Source organism: Bacillus cereus group sp. BfR-BA-01492, from assembly GCF_022662815.1.
Lineage (GTDB): Bacteria > Bacillota > Bacilli > Bacillales > Bacillaceae_G > Bacillus_A > Bacillus_A cereus_BD.
The window spans coordinates 103,151-127,547 of record NZ_JAKUEH010000011.1; the positions used below are offsets into that span (position 1 = coordinate 103,151).

Genomic DNA, 24,397 nt, shown 5'->3' on the forward strand with positions numbered 1-24,397 from the left:
TTTCTATTTAGTCTTCCTCGTTTACGTGTTCGAATGCTTGTTCAAAAATACCGATTACATGGTGGTCAGCTAATGAATAGTAGACAACCTTTCCTTCTTTACGGTTTTTCACAAGTTTTGCTTGTTTCAATACACGAAGTTGATGGGAAATAGAGGATTGTGTCATGCCGAGTAAATAAGCTAAATCACATACACACATCTCCGCTTCAAATAACGCATGCAAAATTCGCGTACGTGTACGATCACCTAACACTTTAAATAATTCTGCTACTTTGCTTAAACTTTCATCATTTGGAATTGTTTGTTTTACTTGATCTACAACTTCTTCATGGATAATTGTTTGAGAACATGTATCCTGACATGTTTCTACTTTATTTTCAGCCATTATAGCTCACCTCTTTAATTGAACATATGAACAACTATTCATATATTTGATACTTTTATTATATGAGCAGCTGTTCATATATGTCAATAAAATCCATAACAATTTTTCAAACATTTTGTTCACATTTAAAAAATATCTCTTATTTTCCACATTCGTTATATCCCTCATAGAAAAAGGATGTACGATTTCATACATCCCATCCTCTTCATTCATTTTACTTTCACAGCATCTCCAATTCATGGAGCAAATCTTAAAATCCGAATCGCTGAGATTAAAAGAAAAAGCCTTGGGCGCTCCCTAGACGCACAAGGCTTACATGTTTTATATCCCTTTAGTTAGCTTTTTCTAAACTATCTTGCGAACTTCCATCTTCTTTTAAATGACTATGTTTTTTCGAATATACAAAGTATACAACAATTCCAATTGCTAACCATACTCCGAAATACATCCATGTTGTTAACGGCAAGTTAACCATTAAGAATAAACAACATACAACTGAAATGATCGGTAAAATCGGTACAAGCGGTACCTTAAATCCACGCTCTAATTTCGGATGTGTTTTACGAAGGATGATAACTGATACACCTACCATCGCAAATGTCAATAATGCTCCAATATTCGCTAAGTTTGACAATTCTTTCAAATCGATAAATCCAGCGATTAAAGCACTACCAATTCCTGTTAACCAAGTCGAAAATGTTGGTGCCTCTGTCTTTTTGTTAATTTTCGCAAAAGATTCTGGCAATAAACCGTCACGGCTCATTGCAAAGAATACGCGTGTTGTCGCATAAATGTAAGCGAAAATTACAGCCATAATCCCAATTACAGCTCCAACTGCAATTACACCTGCCACTTTGTCTTGTCCTACAACTTCTAATACATAAGCCATTGCTTCTGGTACATCTAATTCCTTATAAGGAACCATACCCGTCATAACGAGACAAACTGCAACATAAATGATTGTACAAATGATTAGTGAGGCAATAATACCAATTGGAAGGTCACGTTGTGGATTTTTCACTTCTTCTGCTGAAGTTGCTAATGCATCAAATCCTAAGAAAGCAAAGAATACTGCTGCTCCCCCGGCAAAGATTCCACTTAAACCATATGGTGCAAACGGTACCCAATTTTCTGGTTTTACGTAAAATACACCAACAGCAATAAATAGAACAACAATACCAATTTTAATTAACACCATTGCGTTATTTACACGTTTACTTTCCTTTGTACCACGCGATAATAACCAAGTCAGTATTAAAGTGATAACCACCGCTGGCAAATTCACGATACCGCCTTGCGCTGGAATCGTTAACAGTTCCTTTGGAATTTCTAATCCAAATCCACTTATTAAGTTATGGAAGTAACCTGTCCAGCCACCAGCTACCGCAGCAGTTGTTACTACATATACTGATAGCAATGTCCAGCCCATTAAGTGGGCAATAAATTCACCAATCGTCGCATACGAATATGTGTATACACTACCTGAAACAGGAAGGGACGAAGCAACTTCTGCATAACATAATGCTGCGAATCCACAAACAACGGCCGCAATCATAAATGAAAAAATAACGGCTGGACCAGCATCTCTTGCTGCTACTAATCCAGTTAATACAAGTACTCCTGTACCAATTATCGCACCAATCCCCAGCATCGTTAGGTCAAATGCCCCTAGTGTTTTCGTTAAAGTTTTACTTTTACTTTCCCCTAACAATTGCGTAACGGATTTCTTTTTAAATAGGTTGGCCACGATGTATGCCCCCTTTTGCTAATAAGAGCTAAGAGGTCTTCACTCTTAGCTCTTATCATGTTGTATGAAATATTGTTCGATTATTATTTTGTATAATACTTTTGTTAACAAGATACTGCTTCTGCTTCTAATAACTCTTTTGCACCTTTGTATTCTACACCGTGAGCTTCTGCAACTGCTTCGAATGTTACATAGCCGTCTAATGTGTTAATACCTTTTAATAATGCAGTGTTACCTAAGCAAGCTTCTTTATAACCTTTGTTCGCAATTTGTACCGCATATGGTACTGTTACGTTTGTTAATGCAAGAGTTGATGTACGTGGAACCGCACCTGGCATGTTTGCAACTGCATAATGAACAACGCCATGTTTTTCATAAGTTGGGTTATCATGAGTTGTAATGCGATCCGTTGTTTCGAAAATACCACCTTGGTCAATCGCGATATCAACAACAACAGAACCAGGTTCCATTGATTGAATCATTTCTTCTGTTACAAGTTTTGGCGCTTTTGCACCTGGAATTAATACTGCACCGATTACAAGATCAGATTCTTTTACAGCTTGTGCAATATTGTAAGGATTAGACATTAAAGTTTTTACTTGATTTCCGAAAATGTCATCTAACTGACGAAGTCGTTCTGCACTTAAGTCGATGATTGTTACATCCGCACCTAGTCCAACTGCAATTTTAGCAGCATTTGTACCAGCTTGTCCACCACCGATAATTGTTACTTTACCACGTTTTACTCCTGGAACGCCTGCAAGTAAAATACCTTTGCCGCCTTTTGTTTTCTCAAGGAACTGTGCACCGATTTGTGCAGACATACGACCTGCTACTTCACTCATAGGTGCAAGTAATGGTAAAGAGCGGTTTTCTAATTGTACTGTTTCATAAGCAATAGAAACCACTTTATTTTCGATTAAAGCTTTTGTTAATTCTGGTTCTGGAGCTAAATGTAAATATGTGAATAAAATTAAACCTTCTCTAAAATATTTATATTCACTTTCAATCGGTTCTTTAACTTTCATAACCATATCTTGGTTCCAAGCTTCTTCAGCTGTTTCAACCATTTTCGCTCCTGCTTCAACATATTCAGCATCTGTAAAACCAGATCCTAAACCAGCACCCTTTTGAATGAATACTTCGTGATTGTTACGAACTAAGTGTACAACACCAGCTGGTGTCATTGCTACACGGTTTTCGTTGTTTTTAATTTCTGTTGGTACCCCAATACGCATAATGAAATGCCCCCTTATAATTAACAGAAAAAAGAAATTCTTTTTTCTTTTTTTAATAATTAATAACTTATGTCCTTATTCTAGCATAATTTCAAATTTATGAAAACGCTAACATACAGAAAATGAAAAAGTTTATATATTTGAAATAGTGTAAATATATAGAACTTTATACCATAAGAAATAAAGGGGTTTTTCCGCTATCTATCATTCTACTTTGATTATACAGAGATTCACCTCTTATTATTTGACAATAATATAACAATGTGAAAAATTAATGAAAATTGCATACGTATACATTTTCTAAACACTGTAATATTTTAGAAATATATTCTTTTCAACCAAAAACCATTATGATTTCTCACCAACAGTTTTTGAGTTGTGCCACTTATTCCTCTTTTGTTTTAAATTGTGAAATTTGTTTTTGTAATTCATTCATTATTTTAATCGTTTGTAATGATTTCCCTTCTACTTCTGACGCCGAGTTAGCCTGATTATTTGTCACTTCAAATACTTTTATATTTTCTTGTGTAATTGTTTGGGAAGTAGACGAAATATCTGAGAAAGAAACGCTTACTTCCTCAATACCAGCAGACATTTCTTCTGTTGAAGAGGATACTTCTTGTATTTGAGTTGCGACTCCATTAATATGCGTTACAATATTATCGAACGTCTGACTCGTTGTTTCGATTGCACTCATACCTTTTACTGTTTCTTGCTGTCCTATTTGCATTTCTTTCGCAAAATTCTTTACATCCATTTCAATTTCTTTCAGTAAGCGATTAATCTCTATTGTTGAATCTTTAGATTGCTCAGCAAGTTTACGTACTTCATCGGCTACAATTGCAAAGCCTCTACCATGTTCTCCCGCTCTTGCTGCTTCAATACTTGCATTTAAAGCTAATAAATTCGTCTGTTCAGCAATATAAGCAATGGCTTCTATTGCTTTGTCAATATTTTGAGTACGCACTTCCAACCCTTGAACAGTATGCAAACTTCGTTTTACAACATCATGAATTTCTCCCATTTGTACAATAGATTTGTTTACAATCTCTTTACCTGCGTTTGCATCCTCATTCATTTTTATCGCTAGTTCGCTAACTGCTGCTGCTGATTCCGATACTTGCTGCACACCTATTGCCATATCATTCATCGCAGCTGCATTTTCTTGGATTCCATTATCCTGTAATTCCAGATGTCTATTAATTTTTTCCATTGTATTTCTTACTTCAGTCGCTGTCTCTGAAACGTTTTTTATATCTAATAACATAGAATCAGTGGAACTACCTGCACGATATACCGTTTGTTTCACCACTCCTAATATCTCACTTAAACTCCGCATTGTTTCATTAAATGACTCAGATATATGACCAATCTCATCTTTAGATTTATATTTTGCTCTAGCTGTTAGATCTCCTTTTGCAGCCTTTCCTATTTCAATCTCCAAGCTTTGAATAGGTTTTGTAATCATTTGAGCAACAATATAACCTAAAATCACTAACGCAATAATCGTTAACAAGATTACTAAAACAAATGTTGTAAGCGTATGTTTTGCAGATTGTTGCGTTACTTCATATGCTTGTTGTGCCATCTTCTCATTAATTTGTCCCACACGCTTTAAATTTTCTGTAACGCTTTTTTTTAGAGGAAGAAGCTCCTCTGCATGTTTTACGTGTGCATCTTCATTTCTATTTTCTAAGCCTAATGTAACGATTTCATCAACTTTTTTAGCATATACAGTTAAATCTGACTTAAACGCTTCATAAGCCTTTTGTTCATCAGATGTCTTCTTCGTCTGTTCGTAAAGTTTCATCATCTTTTCATTATCTTGAATATTCTTCTGTAATTTCTCGTTTAGTTTATTATGTTTTTCCTCGTCATTTGTCATTACAAACTCTAACAAGTAAGCATCTTGTACATGAAAATTCGATTCAATATTATCCATTGTTTGTACAGATAACATACTATTATTGTAAATTTCATCTATATGTTTACTCATTTTATCCATTTGTGAATATCCAATGATTCCAATAATAAACATTGAAATAGTAGAAATGACAATAATAAGTGATAATTTGGATGAAACTTTTAAATTTTTAATTTTACCCATCTCTTTTCTCTCTCCTAACATTTAATTATATTAATTAATGGATATAATTAGTATGACCTCCATTCCCTTCTTATATAGCAAGATTCAAAAAAAACAGTCTCCACACACTATATAAAGACTTTTGCAAATCATTATAATACTATATAATGATTCATGTAAATGTTTTTTAAATATGGATGATAAATCTTCATTATTGCTTTCCAAACAAAAATGGTAATTTCTTTTTGAATTACCATTTCTGTTTGGAAGCTTGTATAGATTAAAACAACTTAGAAAATAAATCTTCCGTTGTTTCAATAACTTTATCGATTATATCATTTTCATTTTCTTCTTGCTCTTTCAACATCTTAATCGTTTCTTGTACATCTATGGGATAATCTGTAATAATTCCATCTACATTCAACTTATAATATTTCTTTAAATTCTCCATATCATTTACAGTCCAAACGTAGATTGGTTTATTTAATTTCCTTGCTGATTTTACGATCTGTTTATTTACCATATATTCTTCCGCGACATAAAAATCAGCTTGTACATATTTTAAATTCGCTCTACTTGCATATAAAATATATCCTACTTTTATATCTGGATTTTCACGCTTAAACTCTTGAATAAGAGGATAATGTAACGTTTGAATGACACATTGTTTTTCAAACTCATTATCTTTGATTGTCTGTAGTACTTTTTTCACAAAGTCTTTTTCATTTCCATGTAACTTTACTTCTATATTGAGCTTTATCTTATTTTTTGCAAGCTTTATAATCTCATCTAACGTACTAATTTTCCCTGTAAACCCATCTTGCCTTAAGGTTAGCTTACGAAGTTCATCCATTGTTAAATCAGCAACTTGTACATTCTCATTCGCAAGACGTTTTAATTTCAAATCGTGTATGACCGCTAATTGACCATCCTTCGTTTGCAACACATCAATTTCAGCATAATCTGCCTTTGCATCAATCGCACCTTGTATAGCTTCTCTTGTGTTTTCTACACCCTTTGAAATATAACCACGATGTGCCATAATAATTGGTTCTCTATAAGTATTAGAAATAAAAGTGACAATGAAAGCAACGACCATTCCTAATGTAAGCACACCAGCAATATATACACCAATGAATTTGAAGCGATGTTTTTTTAAAAAGCATTTTTCAGCTTTTGCTTTTGAATAATCTAATCCTTCTTCTAGCAGAACATCTTCTACTGGAACTTTCTGCAAATAAAATCTAGTCAATGCCATAATATAAAATGGCGTCATAATAAAACTAAATAAATATAACGTACTCGTTAAAAATACGGATAAAGTTGATTCAGCTAATAAAGCAAATGTCCCTTTTGGATTTGTGAATTCATATATTCCCCATATCGATAAAAAATATATTCCCGCAAATAGCAAAAATACAATTCCTATCGATACTAAAAAGCCTATTAAAAAGAATAATACTTTCAAGAAATTTACTCTTACTAAATTTGCACTTTTACGTGCAGCAATTCGAAATGACTTCTTTTCTAATACCATAATAGGCAACACAAATATCCAGCGAAGATTCATAGAAGCGACGATAACAAAGAAAGCGTAGTACCCAACTTGTCCCATCGTCGTTTTAAATAGTTCCCCTGTTATAAAGTTTGGAATTTGAATGTCTGGGATAAGTGCAGACTGATACCCGATCCCGAATAGAGGTAACAATACAACAGCATACAAAATAAATCCTGGTAAGCAATACGTGAAAAGAGAAGGTAAATACGTTACCGTCTTATATAAAACCGGGCGCAATTTCACTTTCTGACGTTTATGTGCAAAATATGAAAGAATAATAAGTACTGCAAACTCTGTAAAAATAAGAAACAGCGCCAATATTGATAAAATAACAACAGCTAATATTCCATATGGTGTTTTCAAAAATGCTAATAATTTATCATTTGTAGCATTTGCATAACCACCCCAGTATAATAATTTATTAAAAATCATACCAAATAGCGGTATAAAAACAATCGCAGCTAATAATTTATAAATGAGTTGAAAAGCCAACACATTCCAAAAAGCAAATTGTACCGTTTGAAAGGAATGTTTCATGATCCCTGGTATAGATAGCCTTTTTCGGTGTAACATAAAGTCCTCCAAATTCTAAAAATGATATTTGAAATGGATTCCATATCTCTTAGCAGAAGTCCATCTTTTCTATACTAATCATATATTCTAACGAACGCAAACGTACTTATTCGCTTTAAAAAGGAGTGATGGCTTTTTCCATCACTCCTTTTCTTCTTTATTTCTTATCTAATCCTTGTCCAAATGCCTTCAGAAAGCTAAATCCAAATGTAATCGCTCTATTAATGTCTGGATCCTTGAGCACTTTAAAAAAGTCCATTACTTTTGTTTTCTTTCCTTTTTTTAATTCATCTGTTGCAAATTGTAGTCCTGTAACTAAACTGGAAGTAATTTGTTTTGTCAATTCTGGGTCTGCTGAAGATAATGCTTCCCCTGCTCCCATCATATTATTTAATGCGTTTTTTACTGGTTCACGATTTAATTGTTCGATTGCAATTTTCGAAACGTCTTCTTTAGCGGCAAGCAGACTAATGGCTGCATCTAAAATACCAGCTTGCTGCAAACTAGCTAGCAATTGCATCGTTTCTTCAACCGCCTCACGATTTTCTTCTAATTGTGTGAAGAGCTCATCTGCTAACTGTTGTTTCTTTTCTTCCTCTGTTACAACTTTCTTTTGAATCACAGTAATTTCTTTTGCCACTTTCTTCGCCCCCTAATTTTGATCCACAAGTGATACGTATTGTTTTCTCTGCCATTTTTTCTGGATTTCAACACCATTTTGTGGATGACGTTTTTTATTTCTTGGGTTTGAAGCAGGGAGTGGACGATTTCCTTTTTCGCGTAGTACGCGCATTTTCACCCTTGTTTGTTTATAAGCTGGTGTACATGTATAAATATCGGTTGCCGTACCTGTTAAAATATTAATGGCTTCTTCATTCACTGTTGCATGCATTGGTAAATATAACTCCTTACCAGTAACGCGATCTGTAATAAGTGCCTGCACTTTAATTTTGCCAAATGGTGAGGTAAGCTCAACAAGACCACCATCTTTTACATTTCGTTCTTGAGCAAGTTCCGGCGAAATCTCTACAAACACTTCAGAAATTTTTGATAGAATTCCAGCTGATTTTTTCGTCATATTTCCTTCATGGAAATGTTCTAATACACGACCATTATTTAATAATAAATCATAGTCTTCTGGTGCTTCAACTGGCGGCACCCATTCATCTAGTGATAGGCGAGCTTTTTTATCAGGAAAATGAAAGCCATCCACATATAACAGCGGTGTATCTTTACCGTCATGGCTTCCCCAACATAAGCTATTCCATCCTTCTAGACGATCATATGTTGCTTGTGAATAAAGTGGTGCAAGCGCTGCAATTTCATCCATAATTTCACTTGGACTCTCATAATTCCAATCGCCACCAAGAGCGCGTGCTACTTTTTGTAAGATCCACCAATCAGGCTTAGAATCACCGAGCGGCGGCATTACTTCATACAATCTTTGAATGCGGCGCTCCGTATTCGTAAATGTTCCTTCTTTTTCTAAGCTTGGTGCTGCTGGAAAAATGACATCGGCAAAGCGAGCTGTTTTGGATAAAAACATATCTTGTACAACAAGGAAATCAAGATTTGCTAAAATATGTTGTACATGATTCGCATTCGAATCCACCAATGCCATTTCTTCTCCCATTACATACATACCACGTAGTTTGCCTTCTTCTGCAGCAGCAAGCATCGCAATATTATTCAATCCTGGTTCTTTCGGAATCGTAGTTCCATATGCTTTTTCAAATTTCGCACGAAGCGCATCATCTGATACTGCTTGATATCCCGGAAGCCAGTTTGGTAATGTTGCCATGTCGCAAGCGCCTTGTACGTTATTATGCCCGCGCAATGGATATGCACCTCCACCAGGACGACGATAGTTACCTGTTACAAGAAGCAAGTTAGAAATCGCTGCTGATGTTGTACTTCCTCCTGTATTTTGTGTAACTCCCATGCCCCAAAGTACGCAAGTTCCATCTGCTTCATAGACCATACGTGCAATATCTTTTAATGTATCTTTAGAAATCCCTGTAATTTCCTCCGTATAATCGAGCGTATACTTCTCTAACATTTCGCTATATGCATCAAAATTCTTTACATTTTCATTTATGAATGATTGATCATGCCACCCTTGATCAATGATATATTTTGTTACTCCAGCAAGCCATACATAATCGGTTCCTTGACGCGGATGAACAAACAAATCAGCCCGTTCTGCCATCTCATGTTTCCGAAGATCTGCTACAATAAGCTTTTGTTCGTGCAATTTATGAGCACGTTTCACGCGTGTCGCCAGTACAGGATGACCTTCTGTTGGATTTGCTCCTACAATAATAACAAGTCCAGCTTCAGCAATATCTTTTATTGTACCAGAGTCTCCCCCCATACCAACTGTTTTAAATAAACCGTCTGTTGCCGGTGATTGACAATAACGGGAGCAGTTATCTACGTTATTTGTTCCATATATTTGCCGAGCTAATTTTTGCATTAAATAGTTTTCTTCATTTGTTACTTTGGAAGAAGAAATAAACCCAAATGCATCGCTTCCATATTCAGATTTTATACGTTGCATATTGGATGCAACGACTTCTAAAGCCTCTTCCCACGAAGCTTCAACAAACGTATCTCCTTGACGAATTAACGGTTTTGTAATGCGGTCTTCACTATTGATAAAGTCCCAGCCAAATTTTCCTTTCACACATGTGGAAATTCCGTTTACTGGCGCGTCTGATACAGGTTGTACTTTTAAAATTTGACGGTCTTTCGTCCATACTTCAAATGAGCAACCAACGCCACAAAATGTACAAACTGTTTTCGTCTTATGAATCTTCGTTTTCCGCATCGCAGATTCCACTTCTGAAACTGCTAAAATACTACTATATCCTGGTTCTACATCTTTCACAAAATCAATCATTGGATCTAGTACATCCGGCTTAAGCCCTGTCATAAATCCAGCTTCTCCGAGCATCGTTTTTTCCATTAATGCATTACAAGGACAAACTGTTACACATTGACCACAACTTACACAAGATGAGTCATTAATGCTTACACCGTTATCCCAGATTACGCGCGGGCGCTCTAAACTCCAATCAATAGATAATGTTTCATTCACTTGCAAGTTTTGGCATACTTCTACACATTGACCACATGCAATACATTGGTTTGGGTCATAACGATAAAATGGATGCGACATATCCACTTCGCTTGGGCTGACTTTCGGCTTATATGGATATTTCTGTTCTTCAATTCCCATCATATGTACCGTATTATGAATCTTACAATTCCCATTATTGTTATCACAAACTGTACAATATAATAAATGGTTCTCTAATATGCGATCCATCGCTTCAGTTTGCGCTGTTTTAGCACGTGCTGATTTTCTTTCAATACGCATCCCATCTTCCACTTTTGTAGAACAAGCACGCATTAATTTTCCATCTACCTCAACAATACATGTGTCACAAGTTTGAATTGGATCTACTTCTGGCACATGACAAATTTGTGGATGCTCTAAATTACTTTCGTTAAATAATTGTAGTATCGTTTTTTCATCCGTTGAAACAAACTCTTGCCCATCAATAGTTACACGAACTGTCTGTTCAGCCATAATTTCCCCTCTCCTTACAACTCACTACACAACACAAATATGAATCCGCTTTCAAATTTGCGTTGTTATACATATTTTGAAATACCTTACGTCCTATCTAAGATGGTCAATTCTATGGTGCTATTCACATATAATACGAAAGTTAAAATGACACTATTCTACAGCTCTATTATATCGTAAATATACAATAATAACCAAAATAATCTTATAATGTAGGTAGTAGTTCAATATTTGATGATAAATAAGAAAAAAATACATACAAAGGGGAAAAGAATATGGGTCCTGTCCAAGAAACATATAACATGGTGCATTATCAAGATGGTATGTTCTCTGAAAAACATGATGAAATTGTTACAGAGACTCCTATCACAATTAAATTAAACGGCGAAGAATATGTTACTGTAGTATGCACTCCAAATTATATCGAAGACATGGTAGTAGGCTTTTTAATTTCGGAAGGTATTATTTCTTCTTACCAACATATTGAAGAGTTATGGATTCAGAAAGATCAAGGAATCGTTCATGTAGAAGCAAAACAAATGAATCCACTTTACCAATCTTTATATAATAAAAGATATGTTACCTCTTGCTGTGGAAAAAGTAGACAAGGCTTTGTTTTTGTTAATGATGCAGCCAAAGCAAAAAAATTACATGATGTACATATCACACTCACTCCTGAAGAATGCTTTTATTTAATGACTGCCTTACAAAAGTCTTCCACTACATTCCAACAAACCGGCGGCGTTCATAATACAGCCTTATGTGATCGAAATAGCCTCATTTTATCAAGAATGGATATTGGCAGACATAACGCATTAGATAAAATATATGGCTATTGTTTACGTCATGATATACCCGTCACAGGAAAAATCATTGCATTTAGCGGCCGAATTTCATCTGAAATCTTATTAAAAGTTTCTAAAATCGGTTGTGAAATCATCCTTTCTAAATCTGCTCCAACAAAATTGGCATTACAACTTGCACATGATTTAGGAATTACTGTTGTCGGCTTTATTCGTAATAACTCTTGCAATATTTATACACATCCAGTGCGAATTGAAGGTTATGTATCTTCAAAAAAATAATTTTTTCAGGCGTTATTTTTAGTTATCAACATGGAATTGTCACAACCTCTTTCAAAGCATCTTTGTTTCATAAAAGATGCTTTTTTCTTACAACAATGTAATGTTTACGTCATCTTTATCGATCGTTCTTTCCAAACCAATTCGCTATACTAAAAATATAAAATAAGAATCAAAAATAGGTAGCAATGATACGAACAATAGACCAATTGCCATATGATTTCAATCCATAATTAGAGGAGTATGCAGAATGAAACAAACAAAATATCGTATTTTTTTAATTTGTGGCACCGTAATTGTCACTTCAAGCTTAGCCATTCTTCCATGGTTTATCATATAAATTACAATCCTTCTATTGATTATATAAATCAATGCATCATCCATCACGAATTATTAGCCTTCATTATTTTTCAGGCGGGCAGCTCTCCTCCCGCCTCGCATCTTTGTTTTCTCCTTAAATCTTTTACTACTTATAAATAATAGGATAAAAAAAGCGAGTTGTTTCTAGTTAAAGAAACAATTCGCTTTTTAATTTATGATAAAATCCCGAAAAATTTATTTACACACGTTATAATGATTCATATAGATACCGTAATACACATTATCATTGCATTACGCCTTTTTTATAAACAATCTTCTTTTTCATCTATGTGCATTACAGTCGCCTTTATAAAAAAAGTGTGAGATAGGAACCTTTTCTTATCCGATGCGAGGTGAATACGAAAATCCTCACTATCTCACTTACACAATAGAATGGAATTGTCATTTTATAATTAAAATGACATGACGTTATGTCGCAACATAGGGTATTTTGTGTCGCTACGTCTTTATTATAAAAAAGAGTTGTGCAAAAGTAGTGCATTTTTTATGTCAATTACTTTTGCGCAAAGAGTTTTTCATTATTTTCATGTAAACTATACAAAGTAAAAAGAATAGTTGGGGTGTACAAGGATATGATAAAAATTTTATTAATAGACGATGAAGAACGCATGTTACAACTGTTAGATTTATTTCTCAGTCCACGTGGTTATTTTTGTATGAAGGCTAAATCAGGTTTTGAAGCTCTTGAACTCATCCAGCAAAAAGAGTTCGATATCATTTTGCTAGATGTCATGATGCCAAACATGGATGGCTGGGAAACATGTGAGCAAATTCGGCAACTTAGCAATGTCCCGATTATCATGTTAACAGCTCGGAATCAAAATTACGATATGATAAAAGGATTGACAATAGGAGCTGACGACTATATTACGAAACCATTTGATGAGCAAGTACTTGTTGCAAGAATCGAGGCCGTATTGCGCCGAACGAAAAAAGAAGGATTTGTTAGCTTCAATGGAATTGAATGGGATAAAACGAAACATACCGTTACTGTTTATAATGAAAAAATCTCACTTACACCAATTGAGTTTGCATTACTAGGACTATTTTTACAAAATGCCAATCGCGCATACAGCCGTGATGATTTAATCGAAAAAATATGGGGATATCAAACAGATATTGAATATCGTACTATCGATTCACATATTCGAAATATTCGTGAGAAATTAAGAAAAAAAGGATTTCCTGTTGAAAACTACTTAGAAACAATCTATAAAGTAGGATACAAATGGAAAAGTGAATAATCACTACAGCTAGCTGAATATATCGTCTCTTCTTTTATCAAAACTTCATTTCACTACTTAATAAGGCAGTTTCCCTTTTACTTCTCAATAGAACGTAGAAAAGAAAGGGGAACTGCCATGATTCATTAGGGAAAAATATATTTTTAATAACAGACTAATTCAATATGAAAATAAGGTATGGTGGAACAAAATGAATAAACTTTCCCTTAAAATTGGTACATATTTTTTAATATTAGCTTTATGTATTGAAACAATTGCCTTTGTCTCTTTTCATACAAGCCTTGCGAAATTACGTATCGATGAAGAAACAAATACTCTTTTAAATCAAGGGAATAAGTATCGAAACATCATCGAAAAATTTATAAATACCGGAAATGAGTCACGTGCTTTTAAAATCATTACTTTAATGGAATCTCACTCCGATTCAGATACAACTATGGTCATAACAGACACGAATGGAAAAATTATCTCCACTTCAGATATTGTTACAGAAAGTATGAAGAAGCAACTTGCTTGTAAAATAGAATCTATTTCGAGGAACGGGAAAACAGTTGAAACAAACTGGAAAAAGTCTAAATTCATTTCAACTGCAAGTCCCATTATTACGAAAGGACAAGTTACCGGATATGTACATATGTTTTTAAATACATCTTTCTTAGAAAAAATGATTTCTCGTTTAACAAATCAATTCATTATTATTGGATGTTTAACTCTTATTTTAACAACTATTTCTGTCTTTCTTTTTTCTCGCGTTATTACAGATCCACTTATTAAAATGAAAAAAGCGACAGAACGAATGCCTAAATTAAATAAACCCATTGCATTAGGAATTAAACGCAATGATGAACTTGGTAGTTTGGCTACAACAATTGAAGAACTATCAAGTGAACTAACTTATATGAAAAAAGAAAGAAATGAATTTCTTTCCAGTGTTGCGCATGAATTGTTAACCCCCCTGACATATATGAAAGGATATGCAAAAGTCGCCAAAAGAGAAGGGTTGTCCAAAGAAGAACGCGAGGAATATTTACAAATTATCGAAGATGAAACAGATAGTATTACAGCACTCATACAAGACTTATTCGACTTAGCCCAACTAGAACAGCATCAGTTCATCATAAAAAAACAAAAAGTAACCCTTAGACCATTTCTCGAAAAAATTATTGAAAAAACAAAAACAAACTTTTCTAAAATGGACATACAAATTCGATTACATTGTAATAGTCACCTGAACGTTTATATAGATGAACGCCGTATGGAACAAGTTATGCTAAATTTGTTACAAAACGCGTATCAGCATTCTCATGAACCATCTATCATTACAATAAATGTGCTTGAAAATGAGAATACTTTTACTATATGTGTTCAAGATGAAGGAGAAGGTATTCCTAGAGAAGATCTTCCTCATATTTTCGATCGCTTCTACCGTGTTGATAAATCAAGAACAAGGGCAACGGGTGGAAAAGGAATTGGCTTAGCGGTTGCGAGAGAAATTGTAGAACTGCATAATGGAACCATTACCGTCCAAAGTGAATTAAGAGTCGGAACAGAATTTCTAATAAAATTGCCGATCCAATAATATGAAACTTGAATCAGCGGGGCGTTTTCTTCATCCCCATTGATTATAAGCCCTTACCAATTAAGCTGCCACAAATAGCGGAATAACAGAAACCGATATTTTTCGCCAAAAAAACCATTATTCGAGCCAAGCTTTTGAAATTATTCTTATTTCAATATAAAATATAACTACATTTGTCAGAAATACGGAGGGTGATATACTTGGATATTCATGTACTAACAAAGGATGAAGCAGAAATTTATTTGGAACTTCGTGTAGAAGGATTAAAACAAAACCCTGAAGCTTTCAGCTCTTCTTATGAAGATATTATTAATAAAGAATGCCCGATTGAATATAAAGCGCAAAAACTTGCACAAGATGAAAATTATACACTAGGTGCATTTAAAGACGGCGAATTAATCGGAGTTGCAACTCTAGAAACGAAACCATATGTAAAACAAGAACATAAAGCAAAAATTGGTTCTGTATATGTATCTCCAAAAGCACGCGGCCTTGGTGCTGGACGCGCTCTTATTAAAGAATGTATCGAACTTGCAAAAAAACTCGAAATCGAACAAATTATGCTTGATGTTGTTGTTGGGAATGACGGTGCAAAAAAACTATACGAATCATTAGGATTTAAAACATTCGGCGTTCAAGAACGCTCTTTAAAATATAATGGCCAATATTGGGACGAAGAACATATGGTGTTATTCTTAGATCAAGAGAACTAATGCAACCAAGAAAAGCACTCTCATACACGTGAGAGTGCTTTTCTTGGTTACTCTTCCCCATCCAATTACTTATCTGAGCCTATAATTTTGTATCTGTTCTCTTCCTAACAGTGCTCAAAAAAACTTCGCCATAATTTCTAATGAAATGTAAAAAGAAGTCGTACGAAACTTATAACCTCTTTGTATCATTTTAAAGGAATTGTCCCACTCTCTAGTAAATACAATTACAGTAACAATACAAAATGGGAGTGTGGCTACATGAAAAAAATAAGTACTACGATACTATCCATCTTTCTTATGAGCGGCTGCGCAGCAACACAACCAGATTCAAAATCCTCCGAAAAACAAATAATGGAGATCTCAAAGCCTCAAACAAATGCACCTTCATTTTTTCATCTTAGCGTTTTAAAAGATGTGAATTGGGAGGAAAGCCCTTCGTTTGCCGAAGGAAAAATGCTCTTAAAAGGTATTGAAGGAAAAATTGCCATTGCAGATAGTGTATTTACTTCGAGTGAAGCAATGGAACATATGTGGTTTTTTCTCGATTCCCAAATACCAAATGGACAATTCTCTATTATTGCTTTAAAACAAGGGAATACCGCTCCAACTCCCGTTATTCTTTCAAATGAAAACTCCGAAAAAATTTGGACAGCACCAAAATTACTCCAACCTGGCACAAAAGAAATGCCTCTACTTATGTCACTGCCTTCTGCTGGATTATGGGTTTTAAATATATATATAAATAGAGAATATTACGAGCAACTTGTTATCAATGTAGAGTAATTTCTACTTCCAGAATTCGCTGTTCACACTCTCAATTACTTAAGGTAAGAACAACATTGTCGTGAAGTAAAGTTCATAATGCTACAAGGAACAGCGACTCATTCCTTTTATTAGAGATTTCTTATCTTCTAGAAAAGGTGCCCTCTTACGAAAGAAGGCACCTTTTTTAGAATTCATAACTTGGTATTTTTTTAATTTGCGCTACTCCGGACTCAATTGCTGCTTTCGCTACTGCAGCTGCCACACTTGGCACAACTCTTTTATCAAGCGGATTTGGGATAACATAGTTTTCATTTCTTTCTTCATCCGTAATAATGTTAGCGATCCCATATGCCGCTGCTAATTTCATTTCTTCTGTAACATCCGTTGCACGTACATCTAATGCCCCTCGGAATATACCAGGAAACGCTAATACATTATTTACTTGATTCGGATAATCAGATCGTCCTGTGCCAACAACAGCTGCTCCGGCTGCTAACGCTTCATCTGGGAATATTTCCGGAATTGGATTTGCCATCGCAAATACAATTGGCTTTTTATTCATCGTCTGTACAAGCTCTTTTGTTAATACATTTGGAGCAGATACACCGATAAAAATATCCGCCTCACGAATTGCCTCTTTTAAGGATCCACGCACATGTTCTCGATTTGTTTTCTTTGCAATTTCTATTTGTGCTGGATTCATCCATAATTCTCCCTCACAAACAATGCCTTCTAAACTTACTAATGTCATATGCTCTACTCCGGCTTTTAATAACAAGTTCCCAATTGCTATTCCCGCTGATCCCGCACCATTAATGACAATTTTCACTGTATTCATCTGCTTCTTTACTACTTTTAATGCATTAATTACAGCAGCTAACACGACAATTGCCGTCCCATGCTGATCATCATGAAAAACTGGAATATTTGTTTCTTCTTTTAGACGTTTTTCAATTTCAAAGCAACGCGGCGCTGCAATATCTTCTAAATTGATTCCAGCAAATGTCGGCTCTAAATTTTTCACAAGGGTAACGATTTCATCTACATCTTTTGTTCCTAAACATAACGGAAATGCATCTACGTTCGCGAATTTCTTAAATAAAATACACTTTCCTTCCATAACGGGCATCGCCGCTTTCGGTCCAATATCACCTAAGCCAAGTACAGCTGTCCCATCGGATACAACTGCCACCATATTACCGCGTGCTGTGTAATCATACGCTGTCTCTTCATCAGCCGCGATTGCTTTACAAGACTCCGCTACTCCCGGTGTATATGTCAAACTTAAATCCTCGGCTGAATTTACTTCTACTTTACTCGTAATTTCAATCTTTCCTACTAACTCTTTATGAAGTAATAATGATCGCTCATTAATTTGACTTTCTAACATCGGTATATTCTCCCCTCAATTTGACAAGCTAGCCATGTCTTTCTATAGCTAGCTTGTCCGATCGTTATTTAAGAAAACATTTTTAATAAAATTGTTGCGATTACAACCATCGCTGCGCCACCTAAACGTGTTGAAATTTGCGCAAATGGCATCAATTCCATACGATTAGAAGCTGATAAGATTGCAACATCTCCTGTTCCACCTAAGCCGCTATGACACCCTGTTACAATCGCAGATTCAACTGGATACATTTTCATAATTTTCCCAACAAAATAACCAGACGTTATCATTGTTAAAACAACTGAAGCACACACAACGACATATCCAAATGAAAGAACCGCTGCTACATCTTTTAATGGAATATATAATAACCCTAGACCAACCATTAAAGGCCACGTTAAATTTTTCGAAATAAATTTATATAAGTGAAATGCCCCTTGCTCCATCTTTGCCGGCATTAATTTGAAATATTTCACAATTGCTGCCGAAAAAATCATAATGATTGCGCCTGGAATTCCAATAAATTTAGAGGCAAATCCTCCAAAAATAAAGAATGTACAAGCAATTAATAATCCTGCTCCCATTAATGAAAAATCAATTGGCTTCTCTTTATTTTGTTCTTTTAGTAGTTCTGCTTGATTATCTGTTTTTACTAGTACACCATTCCCGCTTAGCTCTGGCTTTTTCTCACCTAAACGCTTCATATACCCCGCACCAACAATCGCAAACATATTTCCGATAATCGCTGCTGGAATAAGCTGTGAGACGAATGTTGCTGATGATTCATTTAAAATATCACTATAAGCTAATGAAAGTGGTAAAATCCCTTCTCCAATTCCGCCACTTACAATTGGCACAATAATAAAGAAGAATGTTCTCTTCATTTCAAATCCAAATAAAGAACCAACTAGTAACCCTACTACTACAGATGCTATCGTTCCTACCACTAAAGGAATAAACATTCGAATAAATCCTTGTACTAACACTTTTCGGTTCATTCCTAAAATGCTTCCTACTACTAAACAAGAAATATATAAGTATAAAAAGTTCGATTTCTTCATTAACATCGTTGCAGCTTCCATAGACGCTGGATTCATCCAATTAAAAAAGACGAGTAAGGATGGAATAAATAATGAAAGAATCGCCGGTCCACCAATATTTCTTAAAATTGGAATTCTCATTCCAATATCACCTAAGAAAATCCCCATAATCATAATAACGGCAAATCCACCAATCATATCTGCAGGCAATTTCTGATATACAGATGCTCCATAAATAATAGCTGCTAGAACAAGATATAATGGCAATGGTATAACACCGATTTTAATATTCATCATTTTAGAAGCGAAAGTTTCTCGTTTTGATTCATTTCTTTCTACAAATGATACCGCTTCCATATTATTTTGAATTCCCATATGGCACCCCCTTATATTCTTATTCCAATATTAAAACGCTTCCAATAGTAAAAATAGTTTTTGTAAGTTTTGTAACTAATTTTGTAATTAAAAAAAGTATAAGCGACTTGCAAAAGTCGCTTATACATACAAATCTATTTTGTTATGATCAATACATCTTAATTTGCTTACAGGTCTTCCTACTTGTTGATATACCATTTCATTTTCTAAAACACCAATTTCTATTAAAAACTTCACATATTTCCGAATGGACACTCTTGAAATCCCTACTAATTGTGCCATTTCATCAGTAGTAAATGCCTTGCCGTAAAGCAACTCAATTTGCCGCCAAATAAGCTGTAATGTTTCCTTTGTTAGTCCTTTTGGCAACTCTTGATTTGCATTTGCTTCTACTTTTTCCTTTTTGAGAATGAGTGTATCTAATTCAGATTGACTAATCTGTTGTTGCTCTTTCATAAATTGAACCTTCTCCCGGTATGCAATTAACGCTTCTTTGAACCTTTCAAATGTAAATGGTTTAATTAAATAATCTACAACTCCATATTGCAGTGCCTTTTTAATGCTACTCATATCATGCACAGCTGAAATCATCATAATATCAATTTCTTTTTCTTGATTTCGAACATACATCAATAGTTCAAATCCTGTATCTTCAGGCATAAAAATATCGAGTAGAATAAATTCCACATTTAATTTCTCTAATATTCTTATCGCTTCTTTGACAGAATAGGCCACTGAAACTAGTTCGAATCCCCCAACCTGCTCTAAATAATATTTATTTAGCATTGCTACCATCGGATCATCTTCTACAATTAAAACTTTAATCATCTTTGTATCTCATCCCTACTTTGTATATGGTATTTCAATTGTGATAGTTGTTCCCTTTTCTACTAATGATTGAACATGTATTTTTCCATTGATTCTCTTCATACTTTCATTTACAAGAAATAGACCATAACCCCGGTTATTTCCTTTTGTAGAATACCCTTTCATCAATACTGTATCGAGCCGATCTGTCGGTATCCCATGTCCTGTATCTTTCACTATAATCATTAATGTGTCTTCATAATAAATTTCAATTTGAACTCGTTTCTCTTCACAATTTGTTACCGCATCCAATGCATTATCAATTAAATTTCCCACAATCGTGATTAGCTCATGAATCATACTTTCATCAAATATATCTGGTAAATAAGAATCCTCACTTACAATGAGCTCTATATTCCTCTCTCTTGCATAGCTAAGTTTACCAAGTAAAAAGCCAACAATTACAGGGTTTTTAACTTTTTTCATAATGCCACCAATTTCATATTGCTGCTCTGATACCATACTACTAACATATTTCTGTAATTCACCATATTGCTTCATATGTGTAAGCCCCAGTACAACATGCATCTTATTCATAAATTCATGAGACTGCGCTCGCAATGCTTCAGCATATAATCGAATCCCTGTTATTTCTTCTGCCAATTTTCTTATTTCTGTTTTGTCACGAAAGGTTGCAATCGCACCAACAATTTCACCATCTACATATAGAGGAACCCTATTTGTAACAATCGTAACTCCATACACATTCTGCTCTTCATGTAACTGAGCTTGTCCTGTCTGTAACACTTCTTTAATACGTGAATTAGGCATATATGATTCAACATCTTTACCAATACATTCTTCCTCAAGACTCCTTTTTTTCAATAACCGCTTCGCCTCATGATTAATAAGTGTAACTCTTGCCTCTTTATCTACCGCAATAATTCCTTCTTTAACAGATTGTAGCATTGTATTTCTTTCTTCTAAAATTTTTGCAATTTCATGTGGTTCCAGGCCAAACAAAATCTTTTTAATATGTCTGGCTAATAACACTGCCCCGATAATCCCAACCAATATTCCTATGCTAATTCCAATATAAATAATATGTCTACTTTCTTTCGTTCTCTCTTTTACATTATCAGCTGAAATCCCAACAGCAACTGCACCAACTTGCTTCCCTGCTTCAGAAAATACAGGTACAAATACGCGCATCGAAATCCCTAACGTTCCTTCAGCTAAAGACATATGTTCTTTTCCCTTTAAAACCGTTCCCTCATCCCCTCCAACAAAATGATGACCGATTTTTTGAGGATTTGGATGAGATTTTCGAATTCCATTCATATCCATAACGACAATAAACTGAACATCTGTATTTTTTAATAACCTGTTCGTATATGTTTGAATTTCAACTGCATCTTTTCTGCCTGTTAAGCCTTCCAGCACAATTGGTGAATGCGCTACAATACGCGCAATTATTTTAGCCTTTTCTGCTTGGCTTTCTTCTGTCATACGCTCAACATGATGACTAATTAAAATGTCCGTTACAAGCAAAGAAAGTACAACAACAGTGCACACCAGTAATGTAATCGTTTTCCATAAACTTAATAACCTTCTATTTCTCATCCTTTCATTGACTCCCCTATTATTTATCAAAATCATACTTCTTTAAATAGAAAAATAAGTAAGGCAATAAAAATTTCACCTTACTTATTTCACACTATTATATTTTAAATTCACTAATCATTTCTTGTAACTCTTCCGCCATCTCTGCTAAATTTTGTGCAGCTGAATGAATTTCAGTCATCGAGCTAACTTGTTCTTCAGCTGATGCTGCGATACTTTGCACGCTAGCTGTATTTTCTTCTGCTGCCGCTGCAATTTCATCGATTGCATTTGTTACTTCATTCGCTTCTCTTGCCATAAGCTTAGTCGTATCTACCATTTGATTCACTTGTGAAACGATATGATTTGTCGAATCTAAAATTTCAGTAAAACTTAATTTTGTTTTGCTTACAACTTCTAATCCGCACTGAACCTCGTCGCTTACATGTCCCATTGATTGTACAGTATTCTCAATATCAGCTTTAATTTCTTTAATTAAATTAGCAATTTCACTTGATGATTCCCCCGACTGCTCTGCCAACTTTCTAACCTCATCAGCCACAATAGCAAAGCCTCGGCCCTGCTCACCTGCACGAGCTGCTTCGATCGCTGCATTTAAAGCAAGTAAGTTTGTTTGCTGAGCAATGCTTTGAATAGCTTCTGAAATGGCACCAATTTGTTTTGATTTCTCATCAAGGCGCTTGATCATACCATCTGAGTGCGAAACAGATTCAGAAATAGAATGCATTTGTTTCGCTGTTTGACCTACTAATTTTTCCCCTTCATCAGCTTTTTGTCTTGTATGAGATGAAGAAACAGAAATAGATTGTACGCTTCCTGTTAAATTTTGAATTGCCGTGTTTACTTGCTGTAATGTCGCTGCACCTTCTTCAACACCTTGACTTTGCGATTCTGCTCCGCTTGATACTTGTTCTAGCGCTAATGTAATTTGATCTGTTGCATCATTTGCCTGTTGGACACTCGCTGTTAACTCCTCAGCTGATGCTGCCACATGCTCTGATGAAAAGCTGATTTTTGAAATAACGCTACGAAGAGATTCTGACATTTTATTGAATGACTGCGCTAAATCTCCTATTTCATCCTTCGAGTAAATCTTGAGTTCTTCTCTTAAATCGCCTTTACTAATTTTATATGCAGAATCCACAATTTTACGTAACGGTTTTATAATAGATTGCATAAGGAAATAAACTAAAATACTACCAAGAACAATAGAAATCGTAATAACAATTAATGTTTTATAAAAAACTGGGTCAGCTGCTTGAACCACTTCCTCTGCAAACATAACCCCAACTATTTTCCACCCTGTTTTTTCATTTGTTATAAAAATTATATTTTTGTCAGCGCCTTTTTCTGTATAAGATGAGCTTCCTTGCTTTTTCTCATAAATAGGCGTTACCCAAGAATCTGTAATCTTTGAACCAGCTTTTTTTGATGGATGACTAACAACTTGTTTATTTTGATCTAAAATAACAGTATATCCTTTATTACCGATTTCTATCATTTTAGAAACCTTTACTATGTTATCTAAATTTAAATTAATCCCTACAACACCTTTACCATCCTTCGTTTGCTTCGCAACCGTTACCACCATATTTTTTGTAGATGTTGACTGATACGGAGCCGTGACAATTACTTTCCCTTTGTTTTCAATCGCTTCTTTATACCATGACCTGTCCGTTGGATTATATCCATCCGGCATTTGCTTAAATGGCTCTCTTATAAATTTCCCTGTCTGCGTTCCAATATAGATGCCTTCTACATCTGGGTGAAGTCTCATATATTGTGTTAATTTTGTTCTTACGATATCTTCTTGTCCGTCGGGATATGTATCCTCCGTTAAAACATCTGCAAAGTACGCTACATCCACATATTTCGCTTCCATATTTTGTTTAATCACACTATTTAAAACTGCGATATTTTCTTTTGCTTTTTTCGTAAGTTGTTGATCAAAATTTTCCTTGGCAGTCTGATATGATACACCACCAATAATAAGTCCAGGTATAGTTAAAATAATTAAAAATGCAAAAACTAATTTCTTCTTAATACTTGTTCCTCTAAATCGTTTCCATATATTTTGCATCATACTCCACCTCTAGTTGAATATCAAACATCTGTGTTATTTTATACAATTAGAATCCATAAAACAATATATAATGATTATATTTTAGAAAATTGTCAATTAAATGTTTGAAAAATATTCACTAATTTGAATAATC

General features: G+C 34.6%; 16 protein-coding genes and 2 pseudogenes. 5 read left to right on the forward strand and 13 right to left on the reverse strand.

The features are described 5' to 3' along the window. Positions 1-7: 7 nt before the first annotated feature. The 8 genes and pseudogenes from MR063_RS14830 to fdhF all read right to left on the reverse strand — a co-directional run bounded on the left by MR063_RS14830 (position 8) and on the right by fdhF (position 11,182). Positions 8-385, reverse strand: a complete 378-nt coding sequence (locus tag MR063_RS14830; protein WP_011983620.1) for an ArsR/SmtB family transcription factor — start codon at positions 383-385, stop codon at positions 8-10. Between the two features lie 331 nt (positions 386-716). Then, a complete protein-coding gene (locus MR063_RS14835; protein ID WP_242198958.1) occupies positions 717-2,132 on the reverse strand; it encodes an amino acid permease in 1,416 nt (471 codons plus the stop codon). Between the two features lie 104 nt (positions 2,133-2,236). Next, positions 2,237-3,370: an alanine dehydrogenase gene (gene ald / locus MR063_RS14840; protein WP_242145014.1), complete on the reverse strand. Its 1,134-nt coding sequence runs from the start codon at positions 3,368-3,370 to the stop codon at positions 2,237-2,239. Positions 3,371-3,907: 537 nt separating this feature from the next. Continuing rightward, positions 3,908-4,709: pseudogene (locus MR063_RS22310) on the reverse strand (methyl-accepting chemotaxis protein); the annotation flags it as partial. Beyond that, a pseudogene (locus MR063_RS22315) lies at positions 4,707-5,498 on the reverse strand (MCP four helix bundle domain-containing protein); the annotation flags it as partial. The pseudogenes MR063_RS22315 and MR063_RS22310, both read right to left, overlap by 3 nt. Before the next feature lie 238 nt (positions 5,499-5,736). Continuing rightward, complete coding sequence (locus tag MR063_RS14850) at positions 5,737-7,587, reverse strand: glycerophosphoryl diester phosphodiesterase membrane domain-containing protein (RefSeq protein ID WP_242198961.1); 1,851 nt, start codon at positions 7,585-7,587, stop codon at positions 5,737-5,739. 157 nt (positions 7,588-7,744) lie between these two features. After that, entirely contained in the window at positions 7,745-8,227 is a 483-nt protein-coding gene (locus MR063_RS14855) for a helical membrane plugin domain-containing protein (protein WP_242145017.1), read from the reverse strand. 12 nt (positions 8,228-8,239) lie between these two features. Then, positions 8,240-11,182, reverse strand: coding sequence for a formate dehydrogenase subunit alpha (fdhF, locus tag MR063_RS14860; protein WP_242198964.1), 2,943 nt, complete (start codon positions 11,180-11,182; stop codon positions 8,240-8,242). Positions 11,183-11,457: 275 nt separating this feature from the next. Between fdhF and fdhD the strand changes: the two genes are divergently transcribed. The 5 genes from fdhD (at position 11,458) to MR063_RS14885 (ending at position 16,964) form a co-directional block, all read left to right on the forward strand. Next, a complete protein-coding gene (fdhD, locus tag MR063_RS14865; RefSeq protein WP_242198967.1) occupies positions 11,458-12,267 on the forward strand; it encodes a formate dehydrogenase accessory sulfurtransferase FdhD in 810 nt (269 codons plus the stop codon). Between the two features lie 950 nt (positions 12,268-13,217). Next, a complete protein-coding gene (locus tag MR063_RS14870; protein ID WP_242198970.1) occupies positions 13,218-13,889 on the forward strand; it encodes a response regulator transcription factor in 672 nt (223 codons plus the stop codon). 190 nt (positions 13,890-14,079) lie between these two features. Then, positions 14,080-15,468, forward strand: coding sequence for a HAMP domain-containing sensor histidine kinase (locus tag MR063_RS14875; RefSeq protein ID WP_242198973.1), 1,389 nt, complete (start codon positions 14,080-14,082; stop codon positions 15,466-15,468). 200 nt (positions 15,469-15,668) lie between these two features. Beyond that, positions 15,669-16,181 (forward strand): GNAT family N-acetyltransferase, encoded by a 513-nt coding sequence (locus MR063_RS14880; protein ID WP_242198976.1) that lies wholly within the window; start codon positions 15,669-15,671, stop codon positions 16,179-16,181. A gap of 258 nt (positions 16,182-16,439) precedes the next feature. After that, positions 16,440-16,964, forward strand: a complete 525-nt coding sequence (locus MR063_RS14885) for a DUF4871 domain-containing protein (protein ID WP_242198978.1) — start codon at positions 16,440-16,442, stop codon at positions 16,962-16,964. Positions 16,965-17,130: 166 nt separating this feature from the next. Here MR063_RS14885 and MR063_RS14890 read toward each other — a convergent pair whose 3' ends face one another. The 5 genes from MR063_RS14890 to MR063_RS14910 all read right to left on the reverse strand — a co-directional run bounded on the left by MR063_RS14890 (position 17,131) and on the right by MR063_RS14910 (position 24,261). Continuing rightward, positions 17,131-18,336, reverse strand: a complete 1,206-nt coding sequence (locus MR063_RS14890; RefSeq protein WP_242145025.1) for an NAD(P)-dependent malic enzyme — start codon at positions 18,334-18,336, stop codon at positions 17,131-17,133. A 68-nt stretch (positions 18,337-18,404) separates the two neighbouring features. Beyond that, positions 18,405-19,751: a 2-hydroxycarboxylate transporter family protein gene (locus tag MR063_RS14895; protein WP_242198980.1), complete on the reverse strand. Its 1,347-nt coding sequence runs from the start codon at positions 19,749-19,751 to the stop codon at positions 18,405-18,407. A gap of 120 nt (positions 19,752-19,871) precedes the next feature. Beyond that, positions 19,872-20,579, reverse strand: coding sequence for a response regulator (locus MR063_RS14900; protein WP_242198982.1), 708 nt, complete (start codon positions 20,577-20,579; stop codon positions 19,872-19,874). A gap of 15 nt (positions 20,580-20,594) precedes the next feature. Beyond that, entirely contained in the window at positions 20,595-22,181 is a 1,587-nt protein-coding gene (locus tag MR063_RS14905) for a sensor histidine kinase (protein WP_242198984.1), read from the reverse strand. A 97-nt stretch (positions 22,182-22,278) separates the two neighbouring features. Beyond that, a complete protein-coding gene (locus MR063_RS14910) occupies positions 22,279-24,261 on the reverse strand; it encodes a methyl-accepting chemotaxis protein (RefSeq protein WP_242198986.1) in 1,983 nt (660 codons plus the stop codon). Between the last annotated feature and the right edge of the window lie 136 nt (positions 24,262-24,397).

What these genes read in the sequence shown, in the direction of transcription:
- MR063_RS14870 (WP_242198970.1), top strand. Translation starts at nt 13,218, where the DNA reads ATGATAAAAATTTTATTAATAGACGATGAAGAACGCATGTTACAACTG.
- MR063_RS14885 (WP_242198978.1), top strand. Translation starts at nt 16,440, where the DNA reads ATGAAAAAAATAAGTACTACGATACTATCCATCTTTCTTATGAGCGGC.
- fdhD (WP_242198967.1), top strand. Translation starts at nt 11,458, where the DNA reads ATGGGTCCTGTCCAAGAAACATATAACATGGTGCATTATCAAGATGGT.
- MR063_RS14905 (WP_242198984.1), bottom strand. Translation starts at nt 22,181, where the DNA reads ATGAGAAATAGAAGGTTATTAAGTTTATGGAAAACGATTACATTACTG.
- MR063_RS14895 (WP_242198980.1), bottom strand. Translation starts at nt 19,751, where the DNA reads ATGGGAATTCAAAATAATATGGAAGCGGTATCATTTGTAGAAAGAAAT.
- MR063_RS14910 (WP_242198986.1), bottom strand. Translation starts at nt 24,261, where the DNA reads ATGCAAAATATATGGAAACGATTTAGAGGAACAAGTATTAAGAAGAAA.
- MR063_RS14900 (WP_242198982.1), bottom strand. Translation starts at nt 20,579, where the DNA reads ATGATTAAAGTTTTAATTGTAGAAGATGATCCGATGGTAGCAATGCTA.
- MR063_RS14875 (WP_242198973.1), top strand. Translation starts at nt 14,080, where the DNA reads ATGAATAAACTTTCCCTTAAAATTGGTACATATTTTTTAATATTAGCT.
- MR063_RS14890 (WP_242145025.1), bottom strand. Translation starts at nt 18,336, where the DNA reads ATGTTAGAAAGTCAAATTAATGAGCGATCATTATTACTTCATAAAGAG.
- ald (WP_242145014.1), bottom strand. Translation starts at nt 3,370, where the DNA reads ATGCGTATTGGGGTACCAACAGAAATTAAAAACAACGAAAACCGTGTA.
- fdhF (WP_242198964.1), bottom strand. Translation starts at nt 11,182, where the DNA reads ATGGCTGAACAGACAGTTCGTGTAACTATTGATGGGCAAGAGTTTGTT.
- MR063_RS14830 (WP_011983620.1), bottom strand. Translation starts at nt 385, where the DNA reads ATGGCTGAAAATAAAGTAGAAACATGTCAGGATACATGTTCTCAAACA.
- MR063_RS14850 (WP_242198961.1), bottom strand. Translation starts at nt 7,587, where the DNA reads ATGTTACACCGAAAAAGGCTATCTATACCAGGGATCATGAAACATTCC.